The sequence below is a fragment of the Agrobacterium sp. RC10-4-1 genome, from assembly GCF_014138475.1.
Lineage (GTDB): Bacteria > Pseudomonadota > Alphaproteobacteria > Rhizobiales > Rhizobiaceae > Agrobacterium > Agrobacterium pusense.
In genome coordinates this window covers 358,847-372,736 of the sequence record NZ_JACJIT010000001.1, presented here as the reverse complement: position 1 = coordinate 372,736, position 13,890 = coordinate 358,847, and the positions used below count along the sequence as shown (strand labels likewise).

At 59.3% G+C, this 13,890-nt stretch carries 15 protein-coding genes; 11 read left to right on the top strand and 4 right to left on the bottom strand.

From position 1 onward, the window contains the following. The first annotated feature begins 16 nt into the window (after positions 1–16). The 7 genes from FHW77_RS01725 to FHW77_RS01695 all read left to right on the top strand — a co-directional run bounded on the left by FHW77_RS01725 (position 17) and on the right by FHW77_RS01695 (position 5,268). Positions 17–214, top strand: coding sequence for a twin transmembrane helix small protein (locus FHW77_RS01725; protein ID WP_004445622.1), 198 nt, complete (start codon positions 17–19; stop codon positions 212–214). Position 215: 1 nt separating this feature from the next. Next, entirely contained in the window at positions 216–794 is a 579-nt protein-coding gene (locus FHW77_RS01720; RefSeq protein WP_044459167.1) for a cob(I)yrinic acid a,c-diamide adenosyltransferase, read from the top strand. Positions 795–826: 32 nt separating this feature from the next. Continuing rightward, positions 827–1,600: a rhomboid family intramembrane serine protease gene (locus tag FHW77_RS01715; protein ID WP_035209118.1), complete on the top strand. Its 774-nt coding sequence runs from the start codon at positions 827–829 to the stop codon at positions 1,598–1,600. Positions 1,601–1,780: 180 nt separating this feature from the next. Beyond that, a complete protein-coding gene (locus FHW77_RS01710; protein WP_022563006.1) occupies positions 1,781–2,527 on the top strand; it encodes an electron transfer flavoprotein subunit beta/FixA family protein in 747 nt (248 codons plus the stop codon). A 25-nt stretch (positions 2,528–2,552) separates the two neighbouring features. After that, positions 2,553–3,482, top strand: coding sequence for an electron transfer flavoprotein subunit alpha/FixB family protein (locus tag FHW77_RS01705; protein ID WP_044459166.1), 930 nt, complete (start codon positions 2,553–2,555; stop codon positions 3,480–3,482). Between the two features lie 114 nt (positions 3,483–3,596). After that, the gene (locus tag FHW77_RS01700) at positions 3,597–4,478 is read left to right on the top strand and encodes a 3-hydroxybutyryl-CoA dehydrogenase (RefSeq protein ID WP_004445632.1); all 882 of its coding nucleotides are present in this window, start codon (positions 3,597–3,599) and stop codon (positions 4,476–4,478) included. 133 nt (positions 4,479–4,611) lie between these two features. Then, positions 4,612–5,268 (top strand): hypothetical protein, encoded by a 657-nt coding sequence (locus FHW77_RS01695; RefSeq protein ID WP_044459165.1) that lies wholly within the window; start codon positions 4,612–4,614, stop codon positions 5,266–5,268. 22 nt (positions 5,269–5,290) lie between these two features. Here the strand turns inward: FHW77_RS01695 and tlpA are convergent, their stop codons facing one another. Beyond that, complete coding sequence (gene tlpA, locus FHW77_RS01690) at positions 5,291–5,953, bottom strand: thiol:disulfide interchange protein TlpA (RefSeq protein ID WP_037092758.1); 663 nt, start codon at positions 5,951–5,953, stop codon at positions 5,291–5,293. Between the two features lie 22 nt (positions 5,954–5,975). Between tlpA and argH the strand changes: the two genes are divergently transcribed. The 4 genes from argH (at position 5,976) to FHW77_RS01670 (ending at position 11,819) form a co-directional block, all read left to right on the top strand. Further along, positions 5,976–7,376 (top strand): argininosuccinate lyase, encoded by a 1,401-nt coding sequence (gene argH, locus FHW77_RS01685; protein WP_044459164.1) that lies wholly within the window; start codon positions 5,976–5,978, stop codon positions 7,374–7,376. A gap of 94 nt (positions 7,377–7,470) precedes the next feature. After that, on the top strand, positions 7,471–7,674 hold the full coding sequence (gene lptM, locus FHW77_RS01680; RefSeq protein WP_004445637.1) for an LPS translocon maturation chaperone LptM: 204 nt from the start codon (positions 7,471–7,473) through the stop codon (positions 7,672–7,674). A 13-nt stretch (positions 7,675–7,687) separates the two neighbouring features. Beyond that, positions 7,688–8,956, top strand: coding sequence for a diaminopimelate decarboxylase (gene lysA / locus FHW77_RS01675; RefSeq protein WP_035209120.1), 1,269 nt, complete (start codon positions 7,688–7,690; stop codon positions 8,954–8,956). A gap of 166 nt (positions 8,957–9,122) precedes the next feature. Then, on the top strand, positions 9,123–11,819 hold the full coding sequence (locus FHW77_RS01670) for a TIGR02302 family protein (RefSeq protein WP_044459163.1): 2,697 nt from the start codon (positions 9,123–9,125) through the stop codon (positions 11,817–11,819). 257 nt (positions 11,820–12,076) lie between these two features. Here FHW77_RS01670 and FHW77_RS01665 read toward each other — a convergent pair whose 3' ends face one another. The 3 genes from FHW77_RS01665 to FHW77_RS01655 form a co-directional block, all read right to left on the bottom strand. After that, entirely contained in the window at positions 12,077–12,436 is a 360-nt protein-coding gene (locus FHW77_RS01665) for a response regulator (protein WP_004445642.1), read from the bottom strand. A 142-nt stretch (positions 12,437–12,578) separates the two neighbouring features. Continuing rightward, positions 12,579–13,121, bottom strand: coding sequence for a hypoxanthine phosphoribosyltransferase (gene hpt / locus FHW77_RS01660; protein WP_004445644.1), 543 nt, complete (start codon positions 13,119–13,121; stop codon positions 12,579–12,581). Positions 13,122–13,189: 68 nt separating this feature from the next. Further along, positions 13,190–13,861: a DUF3426 domain-containing protein gene (locus FHW77_RS01655; protein WP_044459162.1), complete on the bottom strand. Its 672-nt coding sequence runs from the start codon at positions 13,859–13,861 to the stop codon at positions 13,190–13,192. Positions 13,862–13,890 lie beyond the last annotated feature (29 nt).

Genomic DNA, 13,890 nt, shown 5'->3' with positions numbered 1-13,890 from the left:
GGAGGAGTAATACCGCATGTCCGGCTTCACCACCGTTCTGGCCCTTATCGTCATGGGGCTTGTCGTCATCGTGTTGATACGCGGCCTCTTCAACATGCTGAAGGGACAGGACGCCAACCGGTCCAACAAGCTAATGCAGCTTCGCCTGCTTCTGCAGGCTATCGCCATCGCTCTGATCATGCTCACCCTCTGGCTCACTGGAGGCGGCCGCTGACATGGTGAAACTGAACAAGATCTACACCCGCACCGGGGACAAGGGCACGACGGCGCTGGTTTCCGGCCCGCGCCGACCGAAGCACGATCTGCGCGTCGAAGCCTACGGCACGGTGGACGAGACCAATTCGGCCATCGGTGTCGCGCGGCTTCACACGGCTGGGCTGGAAAAGCTGGATGCCATGCTTTTCCGCATCCAGAACGATCTTTTCGACCTCGGCGCCGATCTTGCCACGCCTGACGATGACGAACCGCTGCCTTACGAACCGTTGCGTATAGTCGAAAGCCAGGTCACACGGCTGGAAAGCGAAATCGACGACCTCAACGCCACCCTCGAACCGTTGACGTCCTTCGTGCTGCCGGGCGGCAGCGCCGCGGCGGCAAATCTGCATTTGGCACGCACGGTTTGCCGGCGCGCAGAAAGGCTGATGGTGGAGCTTTCCGTCACCGAGAATGAGATCGTCAGCCCGGCCGCCATCAAATATGCCAATCGCCTCTCCGACTTCCTGTTTGTCGCGGCCCGTTTCGCCAATGATGCCGGCAAGGCCGACATATTGTGGGTTCCGGGCAAGAACCGCTAAGGCGTTTCAACGACGCAACCAAAGGGCGTTCGATGTTCATACCGCTGCACGATGCGAATTCCCTCAAGCATATCCGGCTGCAATATGTCACCATCGGCCTGATCGTGGTCAACGTGCTGGTCTGGCTGTTTACCGGCGTGCTGGCCAGCGACACCGAAGCCAATGCCGCTGCCCTCGGCCTCGGCTTCATTCCCGCCGTGGTGTTCGATTACGCCTATCTGGAACCCGCCCTGCAGGTCGTGCCTGATGACCTCACTGCCATCACCTATGCCTTTCTTCATCTCGATTTCTGGCATCTGGCCGGCAACATGCTGTTTCTCTGGGTCTTCGGCGACAATGTCGAGGATGCGCTCGGCCATTTTCGTTTCCTGATCTTCTATCTCGCCTGTGCCATCGCCGGCGCGCTGTTTCACGGTTTCGTCTCACCCACCTCGGAAGGACCACTGATCGGTGCCTCGGGTGCGGTTTCCGGCGTCGTCGCGGCCTATTTCCTGCTGCATCCAAAAGTGCGCGTCTGGGTGCTGGTCCTAATGCGCATTCCGCTTCCCCTTCCCGCCTTCATCCCCCTGGCGTTATGGATCGGCCAGCAGTTCCTGATGCTGGCGCTCGGGCTGGAAGAGAATGTCTCCTGGGGCGCGCATGTCGGCGGCATCTTGGCGGGCGCCATCATGGTAATTTTCATGCGCAGACGGGGCGTTCCCCTGTTTGATCGCACCATTGTCCCGCCGAGGGCGGCGCAGTTCAAAAATACGTCGCAAACGGCGGGGTTGTCGCAAATCGAACGCGGCTATGACGGGGGTAGATGAGAGGTCAAGTCAGAGATAGAGTATTTACGTTAACGTCAACGTAAGATATGCCTTGTGTGCATGCGATAATGAAGATTGCTCCGTTGTAATTGCGGGAAAAATGCTTATCCATGTCGCCAACCTGTTTTTGGAGGTCCGCTCGGCATTGCCAAGCGGACAGGAGTTTGAGGAAAGCCGCCGATGAAAATCCTTGTCCCCGTTAAACGAGTCGTCGATTACAACGTGAAGATCCGCGTGAAGGCGGATGGTTCTGGCGTTGAGCTTGCCAATGTGAAGATGTCGATGAACCCGTTCGACGAAATCTCGGTGGAAGAGGCCCTTCGCCTGAAGGAAGCCGGCAAGGCTGAAGAAGTCGTCGTCGTCTCCATTGGACCTGCCAAGGCGGAAGAAACGCTGCGCACCGCGCTTGCGATGGGTGCCGATCGCGCCATCCTGATCGAGACCGATGAAACGGTCGAGCCGCTCGCTGTCGCCAAGCTCCTGAAGGGCGTGGCCGAGGCTGAGCAGCCCGGTCTCGTCATTGTCGGCAAGCAGGCGATTGACGACGATTCGAACCAGACCGGCCAGATGCTGGCAGCCCTCCTCGGCTGGGGCCAGGGCACCTTCGCCTCAAAGGTCGTGCCTGCCGACGGCAAGGTTGCGGTGACCCGCGAAGTCGATGGCGGCCTGCAGACGGTGGAACTGAAGCTTCCCGCTGTCGTCACCACCGATCTTCGTTTGAACGAGCCGCGTTATGCCTCGCTGCCGAACATCATGAAGGCGAAAAAGAAGCCGCTCGACAAGAAGGCTCCGGCCGATTTCGGCGTCGATGTTTCGCCGCGCCTGAAGGTGTTGAAGACCGAAGAGCCGGCGGGCCGCAAGGCCGGCATCAAGGTGGGCTCGGTTGCCGAGCTGGTCGAAAAGCTCAAAGCCGACGGCGTCCTCTAAGGTTTCGGAAAAGGGAGATATTCTCATGGCCATTCTTCTTCTGGCAGAACACGACAACGCAACCCTTTCCGACCTGACGGCAAAGACCCTGACGGCGGCAACCCAGATTGGCGGCGACGTCCATGTGCTGGTCGCCGGCTCCGGCGCCAGGGGCGCTGCCGACGCCGCAGCAAAACTCTCCGGCGTTTCCAAGGTGCTGCTTGTCGACGACGCATTCTATGCAAACCAGCTGGCGGAACCGCTGGCGGCGCTGATCGTTTCGCTTGCCCCGTCCTATGACGTCATCATCGCTCCTGCGACCGCCTCGGCAAAGAACGTCACGCCGCGTGTTGCTGCGCTTCTCGACGTGGCTCAGGTCTCGGAAATCATCGAAGTTGTCAGCCCGGATACCTTCAAGCGCCCGATCTATGCCGGCAATGCCATCCAGACCGTTCAGGCAACCGATGGCAAGAAGGTCATCACCGTGCGCCCGACGGCCTTTGCGGCAGCGGCAGAAGGCGGTTCGGCAGCGGTCGAGACGATCGCCGCCGCTGAAAACCCCGGCGTCTCCTCTTTCGTTTCTGATGCACTGGCCTCGTCCGACCGTCCGGAACTGACCTCCGCCAAGATCATCATCTCGGGTGGCCGTGCTCTCGGTTCTTCGGAAAAATTCAAGGAAGTCATCCTTCCTGTCGCCGACAAGCTCGGTGCTGCCGTTGGTGCATCGCGCGCTGCCGTCGATGCCGGCTATGCGCCGAATGACTGGCAGGTGGGCCAGACCGGCAAGGTCGTCGCCCCACAGCTTTACATCGCGGCGGGCATTTCCGGTGCCATCCAGCATCTGGCCGGCATGAAGGACAGCAAGGTCATCGTCGCCATCAACAAGGACGAAGAAGCGCCGATCTTCCAGGTTGCCGATTACGGCCTTGTGGCGGACCTCTTCGAGGCATTGCCGGAACTGCAAAAGGCCCTCTGATTTCAAATAGATGATGAAGGCGGCGCGTTTTTTGAACGCGCCGCCTTCTCTTTTTCGGCGATATGCGTAACATCGCCAGCGAATTTGCACATGCAGCACATGGGAGAACAGCATATGACCGCCCCCTTTAAGAACATCGGTGTCATCGGAGCCGGTCAGATGGGGTGCGGCATCGCACATGTCTCTGCGGTTGCCGGCTACAGGGTTCATATCTACGATCTTTCCAAAGACGGCATCGAGGCCGGCCTTGCCACCATCAACGGCAATCTCGCTCGCCAGGTCACCAACGGCAAGCTTTCCGACGAGGCCCGCAAGCAGGCCCTGGCGCTCATCAGCGGTTCGACCGATGTCAACGATCTGGCACCCATGGACCTCGTCATCGAGGCTGCCACCGAGAACGAAGAGATCAAGCGCAAGATCTATGCTCAGATCTGCCCGGTCCTGAAGCCGGAGGCGCTTCTCGCCACCAACACGTCTTCACTTTCCATCACCCGGCTTGCCTCTGCCACCGACCGTCCGGAACAGTTCATGGGCATCCACTTCATGAACCCGGTGCCGGTCATGAAACTGGTGGAACTGGTGCGCGGCATCGCCACCAATGAAAAGACCTTCGATGCGGCCAAGGACTATGTGCGGACGCTCGAAAAGGCGATCACCGTCGCCGAAGATTTCCCAGCCTTCATCGTCAACCGCATCCTTCTGCCGATGATCAACGAGGCAATCTATACGCTTTATGAGGGCGTTGGCTCCGTGGAAGCCATCGACACCGCCATGCGCCTCGGCGCGAACCACCCGATGGGTCCGCTGCAGCTCGCCGATTTCATCGGTCTCGATACCTGTTTGTCGATCATGCAGGTGCTGCATGACGGCCTGTCCGACAGCAAATACCGCCCTTGCCCGCTGCTGGTCAAATATGTCGAAGCCGGCTGGCTCGGCCGCAAGTCCGGCCGCGGTTTTTATGATTACCGCGGCGAGACGCCGGTTCCGACACGATAGAACCTTCACTGTTCTTTCGTTGCTCCACCGCAGAAGGCAACCGGGCGACAATGCAATCTATACGATTATAAAGTAAGTAGACGCGCAGTGCGTGCGAACCCAAGATCATGCTGTGATTCTTTTGGGGGCTTACATGAAAATTCATATTGCAATGTCTATTGTCGCCATTCTCGCGAGCGGTTGCGTTTCGGAAAATCCGCGGGAGATTGTCAGAAGGGCTGGTTATCTCACGACGGTGCCGCCCAGCACCAGCTTTGGTCCAGGTAACATCGTCTGGAAAAAGACCAATCGATATAACGACAAAGACGATATCTCGCTTGGTTACATCTGCTCTCCGGAATATGTGACGTTCCCTGGCAGCCCTGAAAAAGGGAGGGGCGAAATCAGTGATTTCGGGCGAAAGAAGGATTTCTCCTTCAATGCAGACAATCTGCAGAAACTCGGATTTTCAAGCAGCGCGCAATATGTGAACAACCTGACAATCAGGTTCAGCAATATCGAATATCTCGAATACGGCCTCGACAAACTCGAAGCCATAGAAAAGACGCTGGGGCCGGAGTGCCGCAATATCCTTCGGAAACAACGCAAGAAGCAAAATGCACATATTGTACGTTCTGCTTTCAAGGCGGATCTGGATTACGCCATTACATATAAGGCATCAACCAGCGCCTCCATCAAAGCTGCAATATTGAAGGAAATTGAAGCCGGGTTTGGCATTACCCTTGAAGGCAATCAGGGTCGTGTCGGCCGAGGCCTTTATTACGGTGTATCGGTGGACCCGCTATACTGAGTTCGAAAAGTCTTATCGGCAGTCATTTGACTGCCGATATCAGCGCCTTCGCATCTTCGCTATCCCACGCCGCCGGGCCGTTCATGGCGCCGAGCAGGCACCCGTTTTCGTCCAGCAGCAGGGTTGCGGGCAGGCCAAAGGCAAGGCCTTCCTTTTTGAGAACGTTGAAAACGCCCATGGAACTGTCGCGATAGTGCTTCAGGGAATCGATCTTGTATTCGTCCATGAAGGCTTTCGGCTTCTCATCCCCGCCCGTATCGATGTTAACAGCCACGACTTCAAAGCCGTTACCGCCCTTTTCCTTCTCCAGCGCGTTCAGCGCCGGCATTTCTTCCCGGCAGGGCACGCACCACGTCGCCCAGAGATTGAGCAGCACCGCTTTACCCTTGAGATCGGCAAGGCTCATATCTTTCCCCTCCGGCCCTTTGAAGGAGAGCGGAATAACGCGCGGGGTGTCTGCCGCCGACATAGCCGCCACCTGGCCCTTCAGAAAGGGTTTCAGCGTCGCAATGCGGTTCGCCGCACCTTCACATAAACCGGCGTCGGCCACCGCTGCCCCTTGAACCGGGCTCTCAGACCCAATATGCCTGAACCAGACCGCGCCTGCACCGGCGAGCACACCGGCAACGGCAGCAATTGCAACCAATTTGGCGGAAGGAAGCCTGAACGGCCTTTTCTCTGTCATCGAATACTCCAGGGCATCACACATGGCTGACGGCACAGATCAGAAATCCTCCAACCAGATGTGGGGCGGGCGTTTCGCTTCCGGGCCATCTGCCATCATGGAAGAGATAAATGCCTCCATCGGCTTCGACAAGAAACTTTACGCCCAGGATATCCGCGGCTCTATGGCGCATGCCGCCATGCTGGCATCTAAAGGCATTATTTCGCCTGAAGATAAAGACAAGATCACCGAAGGCCTGAACACGATCCTGTCAGAGATCGAATCCGGCAGCTTCGAATTCTCCCGCAAGCTCGAAGATATTCACATGAATATCGAAGCGCGGCTTGCCACCCTCATCGGCCCGGCCGCCGGCCGCCTCCATACCGCCCGCTCGCGCAACGACCAGGTGGCGCTCGATTTCCGCCTGTGGGTCAAGGAAGAATTGCAGAAGACCGAAGGCATGCTGACGGCGCTCATCGCTGCCTTCCTCGACCGCGCCGAGGAAAACGCCGATACGGTCATGCCCGGCTTCACGCATTTGCAGACGGCGCAGCCTGTCACCTTCGGCCATCATTGCATGGCCTATGTGGAAATGTTCGGCCGTGACCGCGCCCGCGTACGCCACGCCATCGAGCACATGGACGAAAGCCCGATTGGTGCGGCTGCCCTTGCCGGCACCGGCTATCCGATTGATCGCCACATGACGGCCAAGGCGCTCGGTTTCCGCGAGCCGACCCGCAACTCCATCGACACCGTGTCCGACCGCGATTTCGCGCTGGAATTCCTGTCGATCGCCTCCATCTGCGCCACGCATCTGTCGCGTCTTGCCGAAGAGATCGTCATCTGGTCGACGCCGCAATTTGGTTTCATCCGGCTGTCGGACGCCTTTTCCACAGGCTCGTCGATCATGCCGCAGAAGAAGAACCCTGATGCCGCTGAGCTGGTGCGCGCCAAGACCGGCCGCATCAACGGCTCGCTGATCGCTCTCCTCACCGTGATGAAGGGTCTGCCGCTCGCCTATTCCAAGGACATGCAGGAAGACAAGGAACAGGTTTTCGACTCCGCCGAAAGCCTGGAACTGGCGATTGCCGCCATGACCGGCATGATCCGCGACCTCGAAGTACGCAAGGACCGCATGCGCGCAGCGGCGGGTTCAGGTTATTCCACCGCGACAGATCTGGCCGACTGGCTGGTGCGAGAAGCAGGTCTGCCCTTCCGCGATGCCCACCATGTGACCGGCAATGCCGTGGCGCTGGCGGAAAAGAAAGGCTGCGATCTCGCCGATCTTTCGCTGGAAGAATTGCAGGCCATCCACCCCGGCATCACCAACAGCGTTTTCGATGTTCTTTCGGTGGAAGCATCGGTCGCCAGTCGCACAAGCTTCGGCGGCACGGCTCCTTCGGAGGTGCGCAAACAAATCGCCTGGTGGCGCGGCCGCAACTGATAAATCTGCGTTAAGCCGCGATCACAAGAAACAGGGTGCACAAGCGCCCTGTTTTTCGTTATCAGAGAAGCACATATTTCCTTTGGACAGGCCCATGCTTTCAAAATCCGTGCGCAAACTCATCGTTCCCATCGGCATGACGCTTGCCGTAAGCCTCGCTCTCAGCGCCTGCGGGCGCAAGGGCGACATCGATCCGCCGAGCACGCCGGTCGAAATGCGCAACAAGCGCGCCGCCGATGGCAGTGAGCCGAAGCCGGCAACGGCGGAACGGCCCTTCATTCTCGACAAGCTTCTCTGACGGGTAAAAAGCCGTGAACCATTTTGGCTATATCGACGGCGTGCTGCACGCCGAAAACGTGCCCGTGCCCGAGATCGCCAAGGCGGTCGGCACGCCCTTCTACGTCTATTCGACCGCAACCCTGGAGCGCCACTACAAGGTGTTCTCAGGTGCGTTTGCGGATGTGGACGCCATGGTCTGTTATGCCATGAAGGCCAACTCCAACCAGGCCGTGCTGAAGACGCTGGCAAAGCTCGGCGCTGGCATCGACGTCGTCTCCGGCGGTGAATTGCGTCGCGCTCTGGCTGCTGGCGTGCCGGCAAACCGCATCATGTTCTCCGGCGTCGGCAAGACGGTTGCGGAAATGGATTATGCGCTGGATGTGGGCATTTATTGTTTCAACATCGAATCCGAGCCGGAGCTGGAAGTCCTCAATCTGCGCGCCATCAAGGCGGGCAAGCGGGCGCATGTCTCCTTCCGCATCAACCCTGATGTGGATGCGCGCACCCACGCCAAGATTTCCACCGGCAAGAAAGAAAACAAGTTCGGCATTTCCTATGAGCGGGCGCGCGCCGTCTATGCCCATGCTGCAACCCTGCCCGGCATCGAAGTCACGGGCATCGACATGCATATCGGCAGCCAGATCACCGAGTTGCAGCCTTTCGAAGACGCCTTCCGGCTGCTGCGCGAACTGGTGGAAGCGCTTCGCGGCGATGGCCATGCGATCAGCCACGTCGATATCGGCGGCGGCCTCGGCATTCCCTACCGCGACGACAATAATCCGCCGCCTTTGCCGGATGCCTATGCGCATATCGTCAAGAACGAGTTGAAGAGCCTCGACTGCAAGATCGTCACCGAGCCCGGCCGCCTGATCGTCGGTAATGCCGGCATTCTGGTAACGGAAGTCATCTATGTGAAGGATGGCGGCGAAAAGACCTTTGTAATCGTTGACGGCGCGATGAACGACCTCATCCGTCCGACACTGTATGAGGCCTATCACGGCATCCGCCCGGTGGTGCAACCGGCAGAGGATACGCCGCGCATCAAGGCCGATATCGTCGGCCCGGTCTGCGAAACCGGCGACTATCTGGCGCTGGACCGTGAGATGGCCGCACCGCAACCGGGCGACCTCATCGCCGTCAGTTCCGCTGGCGCCTATGGTGCGGTGCAGGCAGGAACCTATAATTCCCGCCTGCTGGTGCCGGAAGTGCTGGTCAAGGGTGACAAATTCCACGTCATCCGCCCCCGCGGCACGTATGAAGAGCTGATCGCCCTCGATTCCGTGCCCGCCTGGCTCGACTGATCCGCTTGCAGCCGATCACAATTGAGCGAAGCTGCCTAAAAAATGGGGGTGAGGGCTTGGCTGCCCTCGTCTTCGCCACAAAGAATGTTATCCTTGCCTCTGTGATATGGAGAACTCGCCGTTCCGGGAATGGCGTTAACGTGGCCAGAACCGGGAGAACGGATTGATGACCACAGCCGGAGAGGACAGGACAGGCAGAAAGCGCTCCACTGGCGCATTCGTGCAGCGGCCGGACCTTGCCCGCCGGGTTGCCGCCAAGCGTTTCTTCGCAAAAATCGTTCTGCTTTCGGAGAAGATCGCCCCGAAAACGCTATGGCCGCTCTCTATTGCCGCTCTGTTTTTGGCGCTTGCCTGGTTCGGCCTTTACCGGCACATGCCGGGTTTTCTGCGGCTCGGCGTCGTTTTCGTGCTCGTGTTCGCCTTCATCGCCACTCTCCTGCCGATCGCGCGGCTGAAATGGCCGACTGACAACGACGCTTCCCGCCTTCTCGAAGATCGCAACGGTCTTGCACACCAACCTGTTGGAGTACAGGAAGACGAACCGGCCTTCGACACGCCTTTTTCCAGAACGCTCTGGAAGGAACACCAGATCCGCATGGCGGAGCGTATCGCCGCACTGAATGCCGGTCTGCCGAAGCCCGATATCGCCCGTTATGACCGTCTCGCCCTACGCGCCGTTCCCGCCCTTCTTCTGGCCGCTGCCTTCGGTTTTTCCTTTTCCAACGGCGCAGGCACGATTGCCGATGCCTTCCGCAGCCAACCGACCGTGGGTCCGCTCAATCCCGATATTCGACTGGATGCCTGGGTTACGCCGCCCTCTTATACCGGCCGCGCACCGATTTTCCTGACTGGGCGTGACGCGACCAACCGCGACGCGGTTTCCGTGCCGCAGTCCTCCAGGCTGACGATCCGCATGACCGGTGGTGATGGCGGCGAAGAAGTGACCTTCGAACCGGAAATGGCGGGCGCCCTGCAAAAGCTCGCTCCCGAGACAACCCGAGCCGACAGCGTGAGCGGTGATGTCGCGGTTCCGGCGCAGGCTCCTTTGGCGGATCAGCCCTTAGCACCGCGCACCTTCGCGATGGATGTCACCGAAAGCGGCATGATAACCGCCAATGGTGAGCAATGGTTGTTCAATGTCATCCCGGACCAGCCGCCCAGCATCGCCTTCGACAACATGCCGCGCCGCGCCGTCAACGGCGCGCTGGAAATCGGCTTCACCGCCAAGGATGACTACGGGTTGAAGGAAGCTCACGCAATTATTGAGCCTATCGGCGTTGCCGAAGGCGCGACAGCGCTTTACCCGTCGCCGGAATTCAAGCTCGATCTGCCGCGGCAGAACAATCGCGAGATCAAGGGGCTGACCAGCCGCAACCTGACCGAACATCCGATGGCCGGGAAACGCGTGCGTATTACACTGGTGGCGACTGACGGTGCAGGCCAGACCGGCCGCAGCCCTCCGCATGAAATGGTGCTGCCGGGCCGCAATTTCTCCGAACCGCTGGCTGCTTCCATTGCCGAACAGCGGCAGATTTTTTCGCTCGACACACGCCAGATGCCGAAGGCGATCGCCTATAACGAGGCGGTTGGAATGCGCCCGGAAGAGACCATTCCCAACACCACGCATTATCTGCTGCTGCAATCGGCGCAGACCCGCATGCGGCTCGCCTATAATGAGGAGATGCTGAAGAACACCGCGGATTACCTCTGGGAGATCGCACTGGGCATCGAGGATGGCGATCTTTCGCAGGCGGAAAAGCGCCTGCGCGATGCACAGACCGCCCTTTCCGAGGCGCTTCAGCGCAATGCCTCCGATGAAGAAGTGGCCAAGCTCATGCAGGAGCTGCGCGAGGCGATGCAGCAGTTCATGAGCGAGCTTGCGCAACGCATGCAGAATGCGCCGCAAGCCAACATGAACCAACAGGCACAGAACGTGCTGCGCCAACGCGATCTGGAAAACATGATGAACCAGATCGAGAATCTCGCCCGTTCCGGAAACCGCGATGCCGCGCAGGAAATGCTCTCGCAATTGCAGCGCATGATGAACAATCTGCAAGCCGGCCGACCGCAGCGTCAGGGGCAGCAAGGCCAGCAGCAGAGCAGCAAGATGCGCCAGCAGATCGACAAGCTTGGCGAAATCCTGCAGCAGCAGCAGAAGCTGATGGACGAAACCTTCAAGCTGGATCAGGCATTGCGCGACCGGATGCAGCGCGGTGATCCGCAGCAGGGCGGCGAAAGCGACGACCAGCAGATGGGCGAAAACGGCCAGCAACAACCTCAGAGCCAGCAAGGCCAACAGGGTGAGAATGGCCAACAGGGCGGACAGCAGCAGACGGACCAGATGACCGCCGAGCAATTGCGCGAAGCGCTGAAAAACCTGCGGGCCCAGCAGGATGCCCTCGGCAAGCAGCTCGGCGAATTGCAGCAGGGACTTCGCGATCTCGGCATGGAGCCGGGCGAAAATTTCGGCAAGGCGCAGCAGGAAATGCAGGGCGCCGGTGAGGCATTGGGCAAGAGCCAGGGTGAACAGGCCGTCGAGGGCCAGGGCAATGCGCTGAATGCGCTGCGCCAGGGCGCACAGGACATGATGGGCCAGATCATGCAGGCCATGCGCCAGCAGGGCCAGCAGCCGGGTCAGGGGCAGGAAGGCATGGCCGGTCAAGGCGGCCAGAACGGCCGCGATCCGCTCGGCCGTCCGCGCAGCACCACCGGCCCTGACTTTGGCGATCAGGTGAAGGTGCCTGACGAAATAGACGTGCAACGCGCCCGCGAGATTCTTGATGCCATCCGCGAAAAGCTCGGCAACAATCCGCCGGGTGAGGTGGAACGGCGTTATCTCGAGCGGTTGCTGGATATCAGGTGAGGGTTCGCACAGGTAATGGTGCGCCTCGTTACATCCTGTTTCAGAAGCTAAAGTTTCCGTCATGCCGGACTTGATCCGGCATCCAGCAGACGCGCGTCTGCGCGGCGGAAAGAGTTCTTTCAGCCCAAGGACTTGGGCTGGCTGGATTCCGGCTCAAGGCCGGAATGACGGAGGTAGGGAACTGCGCTGAGCCAGGGGGCTGACCAACAAAAAAGGCGGCCCGACGGCCGCCCTTTAAATCTCTGCGCCCTTGCCACTCAGGCCGCAAGCGCCCGTGCCACAGCCTTGCGAATATCCGGAAGCGCAAAGGGTTTGGAAACCACATCAACGATCTTCGTCGCCAGATCATCCGCCCGTTCGCGCTGCTCGGCGTAACCGGTCATCAACAAAATACGCATGGCCGGGAAGCTTTCGGCGGCGCGGTGCGCCAGCTCGATGCCATCCATGACCGGCATGCGGATATCCGAAAGAAGAAGATCGAAACTGGTTTCCTGAAGCTTTTCCAGCCCCTGCTCGCCGTCTGCCGCCTCATGGGTCTCGTGACCGTCGAGACGGAGCGCCCGCGCCACGAAAGAACGCAGCGCATCCTCGTCTTCGGTAATCAGAATCTTCGCCATTACTCATTGCTCCTGGGCATCATTTCCAGCCGTGAGCAACATCGCAGGCTCCTCTTTTCAAGAGGTAAACACCCAGGCTTTGGCTGGGTGAATGGTTAATGAGGCGTCTCTTCGCTGTGCCGTTCCGGCACGGGAAAACTGCTCAGGCGTCGCCGGTGACAACGCCGACGAAGGGCAGCTCGCGGAACGCATAAGCGACATCCATGCCGTAACCCACCACGAAATAATCAGGACATTCGAAACCGACATAATCGGCTTCCAGATCTTCCTTGCGCTTGACTTTCTTGTCGAGAAGCACGGCGATGGTGACGTTGCGAGCGCCACGCTCGTAAAGCAGTTCCTTGGCGAAGCGCAGCGTGCGGCCGGATTCGAGAATGTCGTCAATCAGCAGGACGTCGCGGTCTTTCACGTCGCTGTCGATATCCTTGACGATCCTCACGCCCTGCGAAACCGTGCCGGTGCCATAGCTCGACAGCGTAATGAATTCGACCTCGGGGGCAAGACCACTGTCATGCAGCGCGCGGATAAGGTCGGCCGCGAAAATGAACGATCCCTTGAGCACGGCAATGACGAGCAGATCCTTGGTCGGGCCGCTGGCAATGTGCTTGGCCATGTCGCGATTGCGCTCTGCAATCTGCTCGGCGGTATAAAGCGGCTCGATATTTTTTCCACGGACGACGGGCATTCTTACTCCTGTGCTGCGCCTTGCCGATTTTACCTTTCAGTAAAAATAGAAGACAGGCGTTAGCACAGTCAGCGTCCGGACGCACCCGCCTCAACGAAGGAAAGCTTGATCTCGGGCGTTTTTCCACCGGGATGGCGCAGTTTTGCCGAAAAACCGTGGCTGAAACCGGGCTGCATCTGTTTAACCGGCGGTTCAATGACCATGCTGGCCACCAGTTGTCCCTTGGCGGCAAAAAGGTCGGCGCGAAGGGCCGGCACCTCTTCAAGCTTGCCGCCGTTGTTCTCCACGATGCCATTGATGAGCAGGATATCCATACCGCCCGCCTCCTGCGGCGTCACGGTGACATGGGAAATGGCGAGGGGACTGACCAAAGCTGCTACAGCGGTCTTTTCCGGCACCACCACCGAGAGGCCGCCTGAACAGACAAAAACAAGAATGGCGAGCCCCGCCACCAGCGCGGAATAAGCGTCCGCCGAAAGGAGGGATAATCTGCGATCCAGCCAGCCGATGAAGGCGAGGCCGAGCACACCGATGGTGACAGGTGGTTTTGCACCGTCCAGGGGCCTCGCGCCGCGATTGTCGTTTCCGGGCTGGCGCGGACGGTTTTCCTTGATGGTGACAAATTCCGCGTCTACCACGTCAACTGTCGGGTTTGCCGTCCGCGCCGTGCGGCGCAGCGGCGTCTCCGGCATCAGGAGGTCAAAATCGAATGCCGCTTGCCGGCGAGATGAACGGAACATAGCCATAGAATTCCTTGGGTGAGGTTTTC

Coding starts and splice junctions, on each gene's coding strand:
- FHW77_RS01725 (WP_004445622.1), top strand. CDS start 17: ATGTCCGGCTTCACCACCGTTCTGGCCCTTATCGTCATGGGGCTTGTC.
- FHW77_RS01720 (WP_044459167.1), top strand. CDS start 216: ATGGTGAAACTGAACAAGATCTACACCCGCACCGGGGACAAGGGCACG.
- FHW77_RS01715 (WP_035209118.1), top strand. CDS start 827: ATGTTCATACCGCTGCACGATGCGAATTCCCTCAAGCATATCCGGCTG.
- FHW77_RS01710 (WP_022563006.1), top strand. CDS start 1,781: ATGAAAATCCTTGTCCCCGTTAAACGAGTCGTCGATTACAACGTGAAG.
- FHW77_RS01705 (WP_044459166.1), top strand. CDS start 2,553: ATGGCCATTCTTCTTCTGGCAGAACACGACAACGCAACCCTTTCCGAC.
- FHW77_RS01700 (WP_004445632.1), top strand. CDS start 3,597: ATGACCGCCCCCTTTAAGAACATCGGTGTCATCGGAGCCGGTCAGATG.
- FHW77_RS01695 (WP_044459165.1), top strand. CDS start 4,612: ATGAAAATTCATATTGCAATGTCTATTGTCGCCATTCTCGCGAGCGGT.
- tlpA (WP_037092758.1), bottom strand. CDS start 5,953: ATGACAGAGAAAAGGCCGTTCAGGCTTCCTTCCGCCAAATTGGTTGCA.
- argH (WP_044459164.1), top strand. CDS start 5,976: ATGGCTGACGGCACAGATCAGAAATCCTCCAACCAGATGTGGGGCGGG.
- lptM (WP_004445637.1), top strand. CDS start 7,471: ATGCTTTCAAAATCCGTGCGCAAACTCATCGTTCCCATCGGCATGACG.
- FHW77_RS01670 (WP_044459163.1), top strand. CDS start 9,123: ATGACCACAGCCGGAGAGGACAGGACAGGCAGAAAGCGCTCCACTGGC.
- FHW77_RS01665 (WP_004445642.1), bottom strand. CDS start 12,436: ATGGCGAAGATTCTGATTACCGAAGACGAGGATGCGCTGCGTTCTTTC.
- hpt (WP_004445644.1), bottom strand. CDS start 13,121: ATGCCCGTCGTCCGTGGAAAAAATATCGAGCCGCTTTATACCGCCGAG.
- FHW77_RS01655 (WP_044459162.1), bottom strand. CDS start 13,861: ATGTTCCGTTCATCTCGCCGGCAAGCGGCATTCGATTTTGACCTCCTG.